At 65.6% G+C, this 16880-nt stretch carries 12 protein-coding genes; 2 read left to right on the forward strand and 10 right to left on the reverse strand.

What is annotated here, in order from left to right; genetic code table 11:
• Positions 1 to 182: 182 nt before the first annotated feature.
• The 4 genes from N5A92_RS09495 to N5A92_RS09510 all read right to left on the reverse strand — a co-directional run bounded on the left by N5A92_RS09495 (position 183) and on the right by N5A92_RS09510 (position 7168).
• Positions 183 to 2771, reverse strand: coding sequence for a GcvT family protein (locus tag N5A92_RS09495; protein ID WP_260902099.1), 2589 nt, complete (start codon positions 2769 to 2771; stop codon positions 183 to 185).
• 78 nt (positions 2772 to 2849) lie between these two features.
• Positions 2850 to 4427 (reverse strand): trimethylamine methyltransferase family protein, encoded by a 1578-nt coding sequence (locus tag N5A92_RS09500; RefSeq protein ID WP_260902100.1) that lies wholly within the window; start codon positions 4425 to 4427, stop codon positions 2850 to 2852.
• A gap of 381 nt (positions 4428 to 4808) precedes the next feature.
• Positions 4809 to 5696 (reverse strand): 3-hydroxyisobutyrate dehydrogenase, encoded by an 888-nt coding sequence (mmsB, locus tag N5A92_RS09505; RefSeq protein ID WP_260902101.1) that lies wholly within the window; start codon positions 5694 to 5696, stop codon positions 4809 to 4811.
• A gap of 299 nt (positions 5697 to 5995) precedes the next feature.
• Positions 5996 to 7168 carry an isobutyryl-CoA dehydrogenase gene (locus N5A92_RS09510; RefSeq protein ID WP_260902103.1) on the reverse strand — a complete coding sequence of 391 codons (1173 nt, stop codon included), beginning with the start codon at positions 7166 to 7168 and terminating at the stop codon, positions 5996 to 5998.
• Between the two features lie 75 nt (positions 7169 to 7243).
• Between N5A92_RS09510 and N5A92_RS09515 the strand changes: the two genes are divergently transcribed.
• Positions 7244 to 8758: a cobyric acid synthase gene (locus N5A92_RS09515; protein WP_260902105.1), complete on the forward strand. Its 1515-nt coding sequence runs from the start codon at positions 7244 to 7246 to the stop codon at positions 8756 to 8758.
• A gap of 94 nt (positions 8759 to 8852) precedes the next feature.
• Positions 8853 to 9254, forward strand: a complete 402-nt coding sequence (locus N5A92_RS09520; RefSeq protein WP_260902107.1) for a hypothetical protein — start codon at positions 8853 to 8855, stop codon at positions 9252 to 9254.
• Between the two features lie 246 nt (positions 9255 to 9500).
• Here N5A92_RS09520 and N5A92_RS09525 read toward each other — a convergent pair whose 3' ends face one another.
• The 6 genes from N5A92_RS09525 to N5A92_RS09550 form a co-directional block, all read right to left on the reverse strand.
• On the reverse strand, positions 9501 to 11129 hold the full coding sequence (locus tag N5A92_RS09525) for an ABC transporter ATP-binding protein (RefSeq protein ID WP_260902108.1): 1629 nt from the start codon (positions 11127 to 11129) through the stop codon (positions 9501 to 9503).
• On the reverse strand, positions 11126 to 11995 hold the full coding sequence (locus tag N5A92_RS09530; protein ID WP_260902110.1) for an ABC transporter permease: 870 nt from the start codon (positions 11993 to 11995) through the stop codon (positions 11126 to 11128). Before N5A92_RS09530 ends, N5A92_RS09525 begins: the two co-directional genes overlap by 4 nt.
• Positions 11992 to 12948, reverse strand: a complete 957-nt coding sequence (locus N5A92_RS09535) for an ABC transporter permease (protein ID WP_260902111.1) — start codon at positions 12946 to 12948, stop codon at positions 11992 to 11994. Before N5A92_RS09535 ends, N5A92_RS09530 begins: the two co-directional genes overlap by 4 nt.
• 55 nt (positions 12949 to 13003) lie before the next feature.
• Positions 13004 to 14485, reverse strand: a complete 1482-nt coding sequence (locus tag N5A92_RS09540) for an ABC transporter substrate-binding protein (protein ID WP_260902112.1) — start codon at positions 14483 to 14485, stop codon at positions 13004 to 13006.
• Between the two features lie 62 nt (positions 14486 to 14547).
• Positions 14548 to 15822, reverse strand: a complete 1275-nt coding sequence (locus N5A92_RS09545; RefSeq protein ID WP_260902113.1) for an acetylornithine deacetylase/succinyl-diaminopimelate desuccinylase family protein — start codon at positions 15820 to 15822, stop codon at positions 14548 to 14550.
• A gap of 118 nt (positions 15823 to 15940) precedes the next feature.
• Positions 15941 to 16879, reverse strand: a complete 939-nt coding sequence (locus N5A92_RS09550; protein WP_260902115.1) for a lipid A biosynthesis lauroyl acyltransferase — start codon at positions 16877 to 16879, stop codon at positions 15941 to 15943.
• Position 16880: the final 1 nt, after the last annotated feature.

A 16880-nucleotide genomic window follows, 5' to 3' on the forward strand; every position in this document is an offset into this window, starting at 1 on the left:
CCTGCCGGACATCTCCCCCACGAGGGGGAGATTGGCCGTGGAGAAGGTTTCGCCCAGTCGCCTGTGTTGCGGGGAAGCGCCGGCAAAGCGGCCAGCGCAGTCTCCCCCGTGTGGGGGAGATGTCCGGCAGGACAGAGGGGGGCGCTGACCATCCTGATTTCAACTGTTAGGGGCGGGGCGGCCTACCCCCGCATCCGCTCCCCTTCCGGATCGAACGGCGGCAGAAGGTTGATGCGCGCCGGGCGGCGTACCCCAAGAATTTCGATCTCGAACAGCCCCTCGCTCTCATCCTCCGCCAGTTCCGCCGGCACATAGCCCTGCGCCATGGACTTTTCGACGAAATGCCCATAGCCGCCGGAGGTGACCCAACCGACGACGCGCCATTCGCCGTCTTCAATCCCGCGGATATGCGCCGAATCCTCGCCGCTCAACGCAGCAGTCCCGCTTCTTCGAACCGCCTCGCCGCCGGCCTCGAACCGCGGTGCCCCGAAGCCATGCGGCTTCTCCACCGTGCCGAAATCCTCGCTCCCCACCTTCGCCCAGATCGGCTCATCGCCCATCACGTCGGCGTCCAGCGCCTCGACGATGAAGGAGACGCGGCGCAGCTTGGGTCCTTCCGCCTTCTCTCTCGCCGCCGCCTCGCGGCCGATAAAGTCGTTCTTCTCCAGCCTGACGAAGCGCTCCATCGCTCCCTCGAAAGGCCCGTAGATGGGGCGAAGCTCGCGGAACCAGGTGGGAAAGTTCTTTTCGAGCCGCATGGACAGAAGCGCCCGCATGCCGAAATCGACGATGCCGAACTCCGCACCCGCCTCCTTGATGCCGTCATAGACGCGCCGCTGATAGGCTGGCGGCATCCAGATCTCGTAGCCGAGATCGCCGGTATAGGTGAGCCGGTTGACCACGCATGGCGCACCCGTAACCGCCATTTCGCGGAAATCCATGAAGCGGAAGGCTTCCCTGGAAACGTCCACGTCGGCAAGCTTCTCCAGCACCGCGCGCGACTTCGGCCCGGCGATGGAAAGCCCCACTAGCGTTTGGTCGAAGCGGTGGATGCGCACCGAGCCGTCCTTCGGCAGGTGCTTTTCGAACCATCGCTTGTGGTAGACCTGCGCGGCCGACGAGCCCCAGATCATGAAGCGCTCGTCGCCGGCCCGGGCGATGGTGAAATCGCCGATCAGCCTGCCGAACGCATTGAGCATCGGCGACAGCACGATGCGGCCCGTCTTCGGCATGCGGTTGGTCATCAGCCGGTCGAGGAAGGCCGCCGCGCCGGGTCCGGAGACCTGGTATTTGGCAAAGTTCGCGATCTCGGTGACGCCGACACCGTTCCTGACGGCGCGCACCTCGTTGCCGACATGCTCGAAATCGTTGGAGCGGTGGAAGGAGACGATGTCCTTCGCCTCCGTGCCTTCCGGCGCGAACCAGAGCGGCGTTTCCAGCCCCCAGCTATCGCCCATCACGGCGTTGTTGTCCCGCACCATGATATCATAGAGCGGCGTCGTCTGCGCCGGCCGGGCGGCTGGCAGCTCTTCGTTGGGGAAGCGGATGGAGAAGCGCCGCGAATAGTTCTCGCGCACCTTGGCGTTGGTGTAGCGCAACGTGGCCCATTCGCCGAAGCGGGCGACGTCCATGCCCCACACGTCGAAGCCCGGATCGCCGTCGACCATCCAGTTGGCAAGCGCCAGCCCCACACCGCCGCCCTGCGAGAAGCCGGCCATGACGGCGCAGGCACACCAGAAGTTCGTCAGCCCCTGAACGGGACCCACCAGCGGGTTGCCGTCGGGCGCGAAGGTGAAGGGGCCGTTGATCACCTGCTTGATGCCGGCTTTTTCCAGTGCGGGGAAATGGCGGAAGCCAACCTCCAGAGAGGGCGCGATGCGGTCGATGTCAGGCTGAAGCAACTCATGGCCGAAGTCCCACGGCGTTTCGCGTTCGGACCACGGTTTTGCGGCCTTCTCATAGGTGCCGAGCAGGATGCCGTTCCGCTCCTGCCGCGTGTAAATCTCGCCCTTGAAGTCGATGACGCCGATCATCTCGCGCCCCGTGGCGCGGTTGAATTCTTCGACCTCCGGCATCGGCTCCGTGAGCAGGTACATATGCTCCATGGCAAGCAGCGGTAGCTCCAGGCCCACCATCCGCCCCACCTCGCGCGCCCACAGGCCGCCGCAATTGACCACATGCTCGGCCTTCACCGTGCCCTTCTCGGTGACGACGTTCCAGGTGCTGTCGGCCTCCTGCGCCAGCTCCACCACCCGGTTCCTCAGCTCGATCTCCGCCCCCAGCTTGCGCGCTGCCTTGGCATAGGCGTGCGTGGTGCCGGAGGGGTCGAGATGGCCTTCGACAGGGTCCCACATGGCACCGACGAAGTTGGTCTCGTCCATGATCGGGAACATGGCCTTGGCCTCGGACGGGGTGATCAGCTCCGTCTCCATGCCCAGATAGCGCCCCTTGGCGTGAGCAAGCCGCAGGAAGTCCATACGCTCCGGGCTGTCAGCCATCATCACGCCGCCCGTCAGATGCAGCCCACAGGACTGGCCGGAGATCTCCTCGATCTCCTTGTAAAGCTGCACGGTATAAGCCTGCAGCTTCGCCACGTTCGGGTCGCCGTTCAACGTGTGGAAGCCGCCGGCGGCATGCCAGGATGAGCCGGACGTCAGCTCCGAACGCTCGATGAGAAGCACATCCGTCCAGCCTGCGCGCGCCAGATGATAAAGCACCGAGCAGCCCACCACGCCGCCGCCGATGACCACCGCTTTTGCATGGGTTTTCATTTGCTTATGTCCGTATTTGAAGACGTTGGTTCCACCGCGGAGCGGCTCGGAGTGGGGGGTCGACCATTCCGCTTCATCTCAAAAATCCGTCGGCGCCCCGCCCTCGCGGATGCGGCGCTCCACGAACGCATCCAGCTCCTCGCGGATCGCCTCGTCCATCGGCGGTTTCTCGTATGTCTTCAGGCGCTCCTTCCACAGCCGGTTGGCATGTTCGATGGAGGTAGGGCCGCCGGCCTGCGCCCAGGTCTCATAGTTGCGCCAGTCGGAGATGATCGGCGAATAGAAGGCTGTCTTGTAGCGCGCCTGGGTGTGGGGCGAGCCGAAGAAGTGGCCGCCCGGACCCACCTCGCGGATAGCCTCCACGCCGAGTGCGTCCTCCGAAAGATCGAGCGGGGTGAGAAACTCCGCCACCATCTGCAACAGATCGATGTCGAGCATCATCTTTTCGTAGGAGCAGCACAGTCCGCCTTCGAGCCAGCCGGCCGCGTGCTTGACGAGGTTGGCGCCGCCGTGAATGCAGCCCCATAGCGAAAAGACGCTTTCATAGGCGGCCTGCGCGTCCACCGTGTTGGCCGCGCACACATTGGAGCTGCGATAGGGAATGCCGTAGCGGCGGGCGAGCTGGCCGCCGATGAGCTGCGCCTTCATGGATTCTGGCGTGCCGAAGGCCGGCGCGCCGGAGCGCATGTCGACATTGGAGGTGAAGCCGCCATAGCCGACCGGCGCGCCCTTCCTCACCATCTGCGCGAAGGCAAGGGCGGCGAGCGCCTCGGCGTTCTGCTCAACCAGGGCCCCGGCCACGGTGATGGGCGCCATGGCGCCGGCGAGTGTGAACGGCGTGACGATGACCACCTGGCCGTGGGCCGCCATCTGGATGACGCCCTCCAACATCGGGATGTCGAGCTTCAGTGGCGAGTTGGTGTTGATGACGGTGAAGCAGGAAGGCTCGTCGCGCAACTGTTCGGCGCTCACGCTACGGACGATGCGGGCAATCTCAATGCCATCCTGGTTGCGCTCCTTGCCGAGCGAATAGATGTGAAAGGTCTTATCGGTCAGCGTGGTGATGTCGCGCAGGCATTCCAGATGCCTGATGCCGGCGTGGATGTCGATCGGCTCCACCGGATAGCCGCCCAGGCAGTGGATGATGTTGTGCATCTGGGCGAGCTTCACGAAATTGCGGAAGTCGGCCTGGTTTCCCGGCCGCCGCCCGTGGTCCGTATCGGAGCAGTTGGGCGCGGAGGCGATCTGCGCCAAGATGATATTGTTGCCGCCCATGCGCAGGTTGTGCGCCGGATTGCGTGCGTGGACGGTGAACTCGGACGGGCAATGGGCGATCAGCTCCAGCACCATGTCGGCGTCGAAATGCACCCGGTGCGTGTCCTCGCGCACATCCGCGCCATGGCGGCGCATGATGGCGCGCGCCTCGTCGTGCAGCACCTCGATGCCGATTTCCTTCAGCACCCGCAGCGAGGCAAGGTGGATCGATTCCAGCTCGTCTTCGGAGACAATCTCCGTCGGCGGGAAGGGAACCGTCAGTTGTCGGAAAGGAGGCTGGTCGAAAGCGCCGGCACCGCCACCCCGCTTTGCCGCACGGCCGCCACGCCGTGTGCGGCCGGCCTCGGGTTGTGCCTCGGCGGCTGCGTCGGGGATGGTCATGGGATGCCTCGCTATGCGTTGCGCTGACCGGTATCATGACCGGTCGCGCGGTGCGCGGACAACGAAGCGGCGACCGAAAGCGCAAGAGAAGCGACATCCCGATGACGTATTCAAGCAAGGGCGAGCGCCGGCGCGGAAGCAAAAAACCGCGCCCTCCAGCCGGAGAAACGCGGTCTTCAAACACTCTTTACTGCCGCCCCCGCGCCTGAACCATACGCACGCAGGGGACGGTCCGCTCCGGTACGCGAGACCTTTTCCGGAGCCGGGAGGACCGTTGTGTCCGCCGCGTTCTGTTTTAGACGGACATCGTTACCGGGAGGTTATTAAGTGCTTGAGCAATCCTTAATTCGGCATTTTTTTGACCATGCCGCGCGCTTTCGCTCACTGGCCGGCTTTTCCCCGCAGGAATTCGATGATGCCGGAAAAATCCTTGCCGCCATTGCCCATGGCTTCGAAGAGGGCATAAAGCTGGGCCGCCTCCGCGCCCAGCGGCGTCGCCGCGCCTGAGGCTTGGGCGGCCTCCTGGGCGAGGCGCAGATCCTTCAGCATCAGGCTTGCGGCAAAGCCCGGCTGGTAATCGCGGTTGGCGGGAGAGGCGGGCACGGGGCCGGGCACCGGGCAATAGGTGGTCAGCGACCAGCACTGGCCGGAAGAGGTGGAGGCGACGTCGAACAGCGCCTGGTGCGACAACCCCAGCTTCTCCGCCAGTACGAACGCCTCGCCGACGCCGATCATGGAGATGCCGAGGATCATGTTGTTGCAGATCTTCGCCGCCTGGCCGGCGCCAGCTTCACCGCAATGGACGATGCGGCCGGCCATCGGTTCGAGAATGGGCTCGGCCTTCGCAAACGCGGCATCGCTGCCGCCGGCCATGAAGGTGAGCGTGCCAGCCTCCGCGCCCCCGACGCCGCCGGAGACCGGCGCGTCGATGGACAGAAGCCCATGCTCCGCGGCGATCGCATGCGCCTTGCGCGCCGATTCGACGTCGATGGTCGAAGAATCGATGAAGAGCATGCCCTCGGCCGCTTTCGGCGCAATCTCCTCGTAGACCGAAAGCACATGCCTGCCCGCCGGCAGCATGGTGATGGCCACCTCAGCCCCTTCCAGCGCCTCCACTCCATTCGTCGCCACCTCGACGCCGTGCTCGGCCGCCTTTTCCAGGTTCTCCGCCACTAGATCGAAGCCGCGCACCTTGTGCCCGGCCTTGACGAGGTTCGCGGCCATGGGATTGCCCATATTGCCGAGGCCGATGAATGCGATGGTGGTCATGTCGGGTTTTCCTCCAAGGAAAGGGATAGCGCACTAAGGGCAGTAGGGGATGTGGCCGGCAATTCGTTCGTGACCGCTGGCATCGCAGCGGCGCTCAGGCATGGATCCCCGGGTCAAGCCCGAGGATGACGAAGGTGGCGAAGTCAGCGGCAAAACGCCGACGTCGACGATTGGCGCAAACCTTTCTCCTCCCGTCATCCTCGGGCTTGACCCGAGGATCCATGCCTGAACGTCTCCAATCCGTAAGCGTCTCAATTCAATCCACCATAGTGCGAGGTTCTAGCCTCTCACTTCACAGCCTATTCCACTCTCCCCAGCAGATGCCGCGCGATGATGACACGCATGATCTCGTTCGTGCCTTCCAGGATTTGGTGCACGCGCAGATCGCGCACCAGCTTTTCCAGTCCATAGTCATGCAGATAGCCGTAGCCGCCGTGAAGCTGCAGCGCATCGTTGGCGACGTCGAAGCAGGTGTCGGTGACGAAGCGCTTGGCCATGGCCGACCATTTGGAAGCATCGGGTGCCTTGGCGTCCAGTTTGGCGGCGGCCGTGTAGAGCAGCACGCGCGCCGCACTCAGGTTCGTCTCCATGTCCGCCAGCTTGAACTGCAGCGCCTGGAAGCGGTTGATGGTCTTGCCGAAGGCCTCGCGCTCGGCCGTATAAGCCTGCGCCTTCTCGTGCGCGGCCTGGGCGCCGCCTAGGGAGCAGGCGCCGATGTTGAGCCTGCCGCCGTCGAGGCCGGCCATGGCGATGCGGAAGCCGTCGCCCTCGTTGGCCAGAAGGTTCTCCGCCGGCACCTTGCAGTCCTCGAAGATCACCTGCCGCGTGGGCTGCATGTGCCAGCCCATCTTCTTTTCGAGCGGCCCAAAGGAAAGGCCCGGCGCATCGGCGGGCACGACGAGAGCGGAAACCCCCTTCGGCCCGTCCTCGCCGGTGCGCACCATGGTGACGTAAAGCTCGGTCTCGCCGGCGCCGGAAATAAACTGCTTGGCGCCGCTCAGCACATAGTCGCCGCCCGATTTGACCGCCTTCGTCCTCAGCGCCGCGGCATCGGAGCCGGAGCCCGGCTCCGTAAGGCAATAGCTCGCAAGCCACTCCATCGAGGTGAGCTTCGGCAGAAGGCGCTTACGCTGCGCTTCGCTGCCGAAGGTGTCGATCATCCAGGCTGCCATGTTGTGAATGGAGATGAAGGAGGAGAAGCCGGGGCAGGCGGCGGCCAGCGCCTCGAAGATCAGCACGGCGTCGAGCCGCCCGAGCCCGGAGCCGCCGACATCCTCCGCACAATAGATGCCGCCGAAGCCGAGTGGCCCCGTCTGGCGGATGACGTTCAGCGGGAAATGCCGCTCGCGGTCCCAGTCGAGCGCGAAAGGCGCCACGTGGTCGGCAGCAAAGCTCTGCGTCATCTCGCGGATGGCGCGCTGATCGGCGTTGAGCGCGAACGGCCCGCTGCCGCTATCGGCGATGGCCTCCATCGTGTCCTCCCGGCCTTTCTTTTCTTTCGCTGAAGTTTAGTGCATTGGAGGGCGCGCGCAACGGGAGGATGGCCCATGGCCCACGCCATCATGCTGCAGGGAACCGGTTCCGACGTCGGCAAGACGGTGCTCGTCGCCGGCCTGTGCCGGGCTGCACGCAAGCGCGGCCTGAAGGTGCGGCCCTTCAAGCCGCAGAACATGTCCAACAACGCCGCCGTCGCCGCCATTCCCGGCGAGGCGGGCGAGGGCGAGATCGGTCGCGCGCAATGGTTGCAGGCGCTCGCCTGTGGCGTAGAGCCGACCGTCCACATGAACCCAGTGCTCCTGAAGCCGCAGAGCGACATCGGCTCGCAAATCGTGGTGCAGGGCAAGGTGGCCGGGGCGGCGGCCGCACGTGATTATCAGGCGCTCAAGGGCCGGCTGATGGACGCGGTCATGGATTCCTGGGCGCGCGTGGGCGAGGGGGCCGACCTCGTCATTGTCGAAGGCGCGGGCTCGCCGGCCGAGATCAACCTGCGCGCCCGCGACATTGCCAATATGGGCTTTGCGACGAGAGCCGACGTGCCGGTCGTCCTGGTCGGCGACATCGACCGCGGCGGCGTGATCGCCGCCCTTGCCGGCACGCACCTGATTCTCTCGGAAGAGGACCGGCGCATGGTCGCCGGCTACATCATCAACAAGTTTCGCGGCGACGTTTCTCTCTTCGACGACGGCATCGCCGCGATCGGCCGCTTCACCGGCTGGCGCTCCTTCGGCACGGTGCCCTGGCTCTCCGAGGCCGCTAGGCTGCCGTCGGAGGATTCGGTGGTGCTGGAGCGGCTTGCCGGCGGCACTGCGCGGCCCCTCAAGGTGGCCGTGCCCATGCTGCCGCGTATCGCCAATTTCGACGATCTCGACCCGCTGCGCGCCGAGCCGCTGGTGGAGGTGGTGTTCGTGCCGCCGGGAAGCAGGCTTCCAGCCGACGCGGGGCTCGTCGTCATTCCCGGCTCAAAATCGACCATCGGCGACCTTGCCGCGTTCCGGCAAAACGGCTGGGACAGTGACCTCATCGCGCACCGCCGGCGCGGCGGCCGCATCGTCGGCCTGTGCGGCGGTTACCAGATGCTGGGCAGGCGCGTGGGCGATCCGCACGGGCTGGAAGGCGGCGCGGCAACGGCCGAGGGTCTCGGCCATCTCGACGTGGAAACCGTCATGGAGCCGGAGAAATCCGTGCGCAACGTGCACGCCCGCTCCATCCACCACGACGTGCCGCTCACCGGCTACGAAATCCACCTTGGCCGCACTGAGGGCGCGGACTGCTTGCGCCCGGTGGTCGAAATCGACGGCCGTGCGGACGGCGCAACTTCTCCAGACGGCAAGGTCTTCGGCACCTATCTGCACGGCCTCTTCGGCTCCGATCCCTTCCGCGCCCGGTTCCTTGAGGAGTTCGGAATCGTCGGCGGCGGCGCCGACTATCGTGCCGGTGTTGAGGCCGCGCTCGACGCGATTGCCGACCACCTGGAAACGCATCTCGACTGCGATGCGCTGTTTGCTGCTGCGCGCTCCGCCGGCCTGGACAGCCCGGCAGCGTCAAACATTTGGCAATATTGACCTGCAAGGGAAGGATGGGGACTTTCGCTCGCAAGGGCCTTCATCGGCGGGACGAGCTCGCTTGCCGCCTTGCAAGGACTGGGGATGCCGAATAATGGCCGTGGATATGCCGACCAAGACCGTAGGCCCCGTAGGGGGCCGTCCGCCATCTCCGACGGAGCTTGCCGGAGACGTCTTGCTGTTGCTGCGCCTGACGCTGAACGACGGCGAGATGACGCCCTCGGCACGTGACGCCCTGCAGCGCGTCGCCGAGCGCGCCTTCGGCATTGATGCATCGTCTTTCGAAGCATTCCTGCCGGCACTTCAGCCCTATGGCGTGAAGGATACGGGCAAGGCCAGCATCGTGTTCCGCGCGCGGCCGAAGGACGAGCGCGTGTTTCTCGCCCGTATGCTGCTTGCCGCCGCGCTCAAGGGCGACACGCTGACCCTGCACGAAGAGCGCCTGCGCGCCCGCTCGGCGGAGATCCTCGGCCTGGACGAAGGCGACGTGCGGTAGGCGCTTTCTAGCCCTATACCATTACACTTGCAGGAAATTACGCCCTTCGCGCGCCCCCTGGCCTGCCGGCCGTCTCCCCACACGGGGGAGAGCAGCCCTCGCTTATGCCCGCCCGTTCTGGAACGCCGGTGATTGGCGAAAGCGGCACATGGCAGCCAATCTCCTCCCTCGTGGGGGAGATGGCCGGCAGGCCAGAGGGGGCGCGAAGGGGCGCGAAGGGGCGCGACGAAAACCGCAACTGTCGTGCTACCCGCCGGATACGCGCTCCATCCGCATCCTCAGCGCCCTGTCGAGGTCCGGCGCGGCGTCGACGAGGGCCTTGGCGGCTTCCGTCTTCGGCCGGTCGAACACCGCATGGGTATCACCTGCTTCCACAATCCTTCCCTCGTGCATCACCATCACCCGGTCGGTGATGGCGCGGGCGACCGTCAGATCGTGGGTGATAAAGAGATAGGCCACTCCCAATCGCCGGTTGAGGTCGGCGAAGAGATCGAGGATCTGCGCGCGGATCGACACGTCGAGGGCGGAGACCGGCTCGTCTGCGACGATCAGCTTCGGCTTGGTGATGACGGCGCGGGCAATGGAGATGCGCTGGCGCTGGCCGCCGGAGAACTCGTGCGGATATTTTTCCATGTCGGAAGCCGAGAGCCCGACCTGTTCCAGCGCCTCGGCAACCAGCTCGCGCCGGCGTTTGGCGTCCGGCTTCTCGTCCAGCAAGTGCAGCGGCTCGGCCACCAGGCGCTCCACCTTGTGGCGTGGGTTGAAAGAGCCGTAAGGATCTTGGAATACCACCTGCATATGGCGGCGGGACGGACGCAATTGGTCCTCGCTCTTGTCCTCCAGTGTCTCGCCGTCGAAGTGTATGGAGCCTCCGGTCGGGCGGTCGAGCGCGAGGATCATGCGGGCGAGGGTGGACTTGCCGCAGCCCGAGCGGCCCACCAGCGCCATGGACTGGCCGCGGGCGAGCGAGAAGGAAACGTCGTCGACGGCCCGGAAGGATTGCCGTTTTGCAAAGAGCGATGCGCGGCGGATGGGATAGTCGCGCGTCACGCCCTCGACCTTCAGAAGCGTCTCGCTCGTATCGCCGGCCGCCGGCTTCGCGCGCGCCGGCACGTGGGTCGAGGCCTCGGCAAGCCGGCGCGTATAGGGATGCACCTGCTCGGTCAGCGTGCGCGCCGTTTCGCCCGCTTCCATCACCTGGCCGTGGCGCATGATGGTGGTGCGGTCGGCCATGTCGGCCACCACCGCCAGGTCGTGCGAGATGAGCAGCAGGCTCATGCGGTTTTCATCGACCAGATCGCGCAACAGATCGAGGATCTGCGCCTGCAGCACCACGTCGAGCGCGGTGGTCGGCTCGTCGGCGATCAGGAGCTTCGGCTTGAGCGCGCAGGCGATGGCGATCACCACGCGCTGGCGCTGGCCACCGGACAGTTCGTGCGGATAGCGCGTCAGTGGAAACTGCCTTTCCGGCAGGCCGACGCGCTCCAGCATGGCGCGGGCGCGCGCCTCGGCGTCCGGCCGGTTGACGCCCGTATGCCAGCGGATGCCCTCGGCCACCTGCTCGCCGATGGTCTTGACCGGATTGAGCGCCGTCATGGGCTCCTGGAAGACCATGCCGATATCGTCGCCGCGCAGCCGGCACATGGCCGCCTCGGGGGCCGCTAGGATGTTTATGCCGTCGAAGGTGACGCGGCCTTGGGCGCGTGCAGCATGCGGCAGAAGCTTCATCATCGTCAGCGCCGTCATCGACTTTCCGGAGCCCGATTCGCCCACCAGCCCCATCACCTCGCCGGGGGCGATGGAAAGGTCGATGTCCTTGAGGATCGGCGCCTCGCCGATTCTCAGCGACAGGTTCTCGATCTCCAGAAGGCTCATCGTTCGCGCCTCAGCCTCGGGTCGAGCACGTCGCGCAGACCGTCGCCCAGAAGGTTGAGGCCGAGCACGGTAACGACGATGGCGAGCCCCGGGAAAAGGGCGAGATGCGGGGCGACCGCCATGCGCGTCTGCGCCTCGAACAACATGCGCCCCCACGAGGGCATGGGCGGCTGGGCGCCGAGGCCGAGATAGGAGAGGCCCGCTTCGGCGAGGATGCCGAGCGCGAACTGGATCGTTCCCTGGACAAGCAACAGGCTGACGATGTTGGGCAGGATATGCTCGATGGTGATCAGCGCTTTGCCCTTGCCGGAGGCGCGCGCAGCCAGGATGAACTCGCGTGGCCACAGCGAAAGCGCACCGGCGCGGGCGATGCGGGCGAAGACCGGCACGTTGAAGATGCCGATGGCAATGATGGCGTTGACGGCGCCGGGGCCGAAGATGGCGGTGATCATCACCGCCGTCAGAAGGGCGGGAAAGGCGAAGACCACGTCATTGACACGCATCAGCGCCTCATCCGCCCAGCCGCCGCGCGCTGCCGCCCACGTGCCGAGCGGCACGCCGAGCCCCATGCCGATGCCGACGGCGACAATGGCCACGGCGATCGAGTTGCGCGCGCCGATCATGATCATCGACAGGATATCGCGGCCCATATGGTCGGTGCCGAACGGGTGAACGAGGGACAGGCCCTGCATGCGGTCGGCGACCTGCAACCGCGTGATGTCGTAGGGGGTCCAGAAGAAGGAGAGGAGCGCCATGAGTGCTATCGAGGCGGTGATGACGAGCCCGATCAGGAAGGAGCGGTTGGCGAGCGCCTTGACGAGCACATGGCGCTCGGGCGCCGGGGTGAAGACCGGATCGAGGCTCATCGGCCCGTCCTCAGGCGTGGATCGGCGATGGCGTAGCAGATGTCGACCAGGAGATTGATGACGATGATGCTGGCGACCAGCAGCATCACCACGCCTTCCACGACGATCAGGTCGCGCTGGCTGATGGCCTGGAAGATGAGCCGTCCCAGGCCCGGCAGGTAGAAGACGTTCTCGATGATGATGGTGCCGGCGAGCAGGAAGGCGAATTGCAGGCCGAGGATCGTCAGCACTGGGATCAGCGCATTGCGCAGTGCATGCCGCCACAAGACAGCGCGCCGCGGCAAACCCTTGGCGCGGGCAGTGCGGATATAGTCCTCGCCCATCACCTCCAGCATGGCCGAGCGGGTGACGCGGGAAAGGATCGCCGCCTGCGGCAGGGCAAGCGCGACGGCCGGCAGGAGAAGCGCCTTGAACCCCTGCCAGACACCGCCCCAGTCCTCGCCCCAGCCGGGAAAACCGCCGGCCGGCACCAGCCGCAGGCCAACGGCGAAGATGTAGACGAGCAGCATCGCAAACCAGAAATTGGGGATAGCGACGCCCACCTGTGCGATACCCATGGCAATCGTGTCGGAGAGGCGCCCTCGGCGGGCGGCGGCGAAGATGCCGACCGGGATGGCGATGGCCGTCGACAGCGCCAGCGCCATCAGGGCAAGCGGCAGGGAGACCGAGACGCGCTCGGCGACCAGCTCGATGACCGGAGAGGAATAGGTATAGGAGCGGCCGAAATCACCCGTCGCCATGCCGGCGAGCCAGTCGAGATAACGCAGCACAACCGGGCGATCGAGCCCCATCTGGCTGCGCAGCGCTTCCAGCGCCTCCGGGCTGGCGTTCAAGCCGAGCATGATGCGCGCCGGATCGCCGGGCAGGATCTCCAGTACGGAGAAGACGACGAGCGAGGCGACGAGCAGGGTCGCAAGGCCGATCGCCAGGCGCTTGGCGAGATAGGCGGTCATGTGTCGCGGTCCGTGAGCGGCAATCGGTACAAGCTTAGCCGTACCCTCGGAAAAATCAGTCCGTCCACCGTACCTTCGTCAGGTCGTTCGCCTGGATGGGCGCGTTCTCCCACATACCCTCCAGTTTGGCGTCCCACACCCCCGTCTTCGGCATCTGGAACAGGAAGCCGTTCACCGCATCTTCGGCAATGATGCGCTGGGCCGTGCCAAAGAGCTCCTTGCGCTTGTCCGGATCGGTGGTCGCGTCAAGCTCTTCCATCACCGCGTCGAAGGCGGGGTTGTTGTAATTGAAGTAGTAGTCGTCGCGTGCATAGATGTTGATGTCGTTGGGCTCGGTATGCGAGACGATGGACAGGTCGTAGTCCTTGTTGGTGAAGACCTGCTCCAGCCACTGCGCCCATTCCACCGGGATGATCTCAAGCTCGATGCCGATCTCGCGCAATTGCGAGGCGACGATCTCACCGCCCTGGCGCGCATAAGGCGGCGGCGGCAGCTTCAAGGTGGCGGAGAAGCCGTCCGGATGGCCGGCCTCGGCAAGCAGCGCCTTCGCCTTCTCCACGTCGTGGGGGTATGTGTCGGTCAGGTCGATATAGGCCGCGTTTGCGGGCGAGAAGTGGGAGCCGATGGGTACGCCGTTGCCGGATGAGGCGCCGAGGATGATCTCGTCGCGGTTGAGCGCGTGGGCGATGGCCTGGCGAACCTTCAGATTATCGAACGGCGCCTTGCCGTTGTTGGTGGCCAGGATCGTCTCGCCCTCGGTGGCGCCGATCACCACCTCGAAGCGCGGATCAGCTTCGATCTGCGGCAGGGCATCGCCCGCCTGCAGGTTGGTGAAGGCCTGCACGTCGCCGGAAAGCAGTGCCGGCACCGCGGCCGCGGCATCGGGGATGAAGCGGAATTCGGCCTTTTCCAGCGCCACCGGCTTGCCCCAATAGTCGGCGTACTTCGAAATAGTGACGGAGGCGCCCTTGGCCCAGTTGTCGAACTTGAAGGGGCCGGTGCCGACGGGCTTTTCCTTGTTGGCGTCGGCCGATTCAGGCGCCACGATCACCGCGTCGCCCCAGCCCATGTTGTAGGGAAAGGCGCCCTGCGGGTGCTTGAGCGTGACCCTGACGGTCGTGGGATCAACGGCTTCGACGTTCTCGATGGCTGAAAACAGCACCTTTTGTGCGTTCGTCGAATCCTCCGCCCTGGCGCGGTCGAGGGAGAATTTCACATCCTCTGCCTCGAAGGTCGTGCCGTCGTGGAAGGTCACGCCCTCTCGCAGTTTGAAGTTGTAGGTCAGGCCGTCGTCGGAGACCTCCCAGCTTTCGGCAAGCGCCGGCTCGACCTCGCCATTGGGGCCGATGCGGGTGAGGCCCTCGAAGACGTTGGCGTAGACGATTTCGTCGATGGCGGCGGCCGCCCCCGCGGTCGGATCGAGATGCGGCGGTTCAAGCACGACGCCGACAACAAGGTCCGTGCGTGCGCACAGGGCAGCTGAGCCGGACGCGAGGAGGACCGCCGCCGCGCCGAGCATCGTTGCAAAAGTTTTCATGCCGTATCTCCCATTTTTCTTGGCGCGATTGAAGCGCGAATCCGGTGGTGAGTAAATCGCCCTTACGCCGCACCCCGCAACAGCGCATCGAGGCCGGCGGCCATCACCTTGGCCGATTCGACCATATCCTCGATCCCCACCCATTCGTCCGGGCGGTGCGCCAGGTCGAGGATGCCGGGGCCGTAGGCAACGCAGTCGTGCAAGTGGCCGAAGCGTGCGACGTGTTTCTGGTCATAGGTGCCGGGCGAGATCACGTATTCAGGCTCCTTGCCGAAGACGTCGCGGATGGCGCCGGCGAGCGCGTTGGGCACCGGCGCGTCGCGTTCCGTCATCAAGGGCAGCACCTCCATCAGGTCGCGGATGGCGTAGTCGAAGCGCGGCCGCTCGCGTTTCAGCCGCTCCAGAATGGCCACCACCTCGCCCTTCACCTGGCCGATGTCCTCCTCGATGAGGAAACGGCGGTCGATGACGAGGCGGCAGGAATCGGCGACATTGGGCGAGGGCAGGCCGGGGAAGAAATCCTCCGTCTGTCCGCCATGGATGGAATTGATGTTCATCGTCGAGCGGCGCGCCCCCTCCGGCACCACCGGCATGCGCGTCTGCTTGGTCTCGAGGGCGGGAAACAATTCCTCCTCAAACGCGCTGAGCACGGCACCCATGTGACGGATCGCCGAATCGCCGAGGAAAGGCATGGAGCCGTGGGCGATGGAGCCGGCCGTCTCGATCTCCGCCCACCACACGCCGCGATGGCCGAGGCAGATCCGGTCCTTGTTGAGCGGCTCGGGGATGATGACGTGGTCGACGCGGGGTTTTGAGAAGAAACCCTGCTTCGCCAGATACGCCACGCCGCCATAGCCGCCCGATTCCTCGTCCGCCGTGCCGGAGATTTCGATGGCACCGGGAAAATCCGGGTTCACGGCAAGAAACGCTTCCGCCGCGATGATGGAAGCGGCCAGCCCGCCCTTCATGTCGCAGGCGCCGCGGCCGAACACCTTGCCCTCGCGGACGGTGCCGGCAAAGGGATCGACCGTCCAGCCTTCGCCGGCCTCGACCACGTCTATATGCGAGTTGAAGTGGACCGTGGGGCCGGGGCTCCGGCCCTCGCGCCGGGCCACCACATTGGTGCGCGGATAGCGGTCGCTGTCGCCCGGCGCGCCTTCGCCGCGGATGAAGCAGACCTCGAAGCCCTGCGCGGAAAGCCGCCTGCCGATATACTCCGCGCAGGGCGTGTAGGCCTCGCCCGGCGGATTGATGGTGGGAAAGCGGATCAGGTCGACGGTAAGCGCGACGAGGTCTTCGACGCGCTCGTCGACGGCACGAAACAGTCTCTCATTCATGGCGGCCATAGAGACGGGAAATCGGCCGGCTTTGCAAGATGGCCGGCACGTCTTCCCCGATTCCGCTCGCGGCCGTTCCCGGAGGCCGAAGCTAGTGATCAGGCCCTTCCCAAACGCTCTAGCGACGCCGGCGGGAGCCGCGGATCCCCCAACGCCGGTGGAACCACATCCACTGGCCGGGGTCGGCGCGCACCCATTCCTCCACCACGTCGTTCAGCTGCTGGGCCATGCGCTCGACGTCGACGGTGCCACCGGCATCGCGCGGCAGGTCGAGCTTCTCGCCCACCTCGAGGCGGAAGCGGCCGCCGGGCAGGCGGATGCAGTGGGCAGGATAGACGTCGCAGTCGTATTGGCGCGCCAGCTTGGGCACGAGCGGGCTCGTCTCGCATTCGCGGCCGAAGAACCGGGTGCGCACACCGCGCCTGAACTTCTGGTCGACCAGCACGCCGATATTGCCGTCGCTCTCAAGCACGCGGGCCAGCTGCAGCGCGGCGCCGGCGCGCGAGGGCAGAAGACCGCCCATGGAGTTGGTGCGGGTGCTGTGGATATAGTCGGCAATATAGGGGTTGTTCGGCGGGCGGAAGAGCGAGGTGACCTCAAGGCCGAATGTCGCCGCGGCGATCGGCAGGAACTCGAAATTGCCGAGGTGGCCGGTGAAGAAGATGTGCGGCCGCTTCTCCTCGCGCACGCGCCTGAAGATCTCGGTGCCCGAAACCTCCACGCGGCCGGGCTTCGGGCTGTCCGGATCGAAGTCGAAGAGCTTGTCGAGGAACACGTACTCGACCGCGAGACGGGCCATGTTCGCCCACATGTCGGAGGCGATGGCCTCGATCTCGGCTGACGATTTTTCCGGATAGGCCTTGCGCAAATTGTCGAGCGCCAGGCGGTGGCGACCGACCAGCGGGCCGACCTTGCGGGCGACGCGCTCGGCAAAATTCAGCGCCTTGTCGGGTGGCAGGCGGCGCAGGACGGAAAGAACCGCGAGCGATATCTGTGCCGTCAGCCAGTGCTCGGCGGTCTTGAGGCGGCGGCCGATTTTCACGAGGAAGCGGTTCATG

The organism is Chelativorans salis, from assembly GCF_025336525.1.
Lineage (GTDB): Bacteria > Pseudomonadota > Alphaproteobacteria > Rhizobiales > Rhizobiaceae > Chelativorans > Chelativorans salis.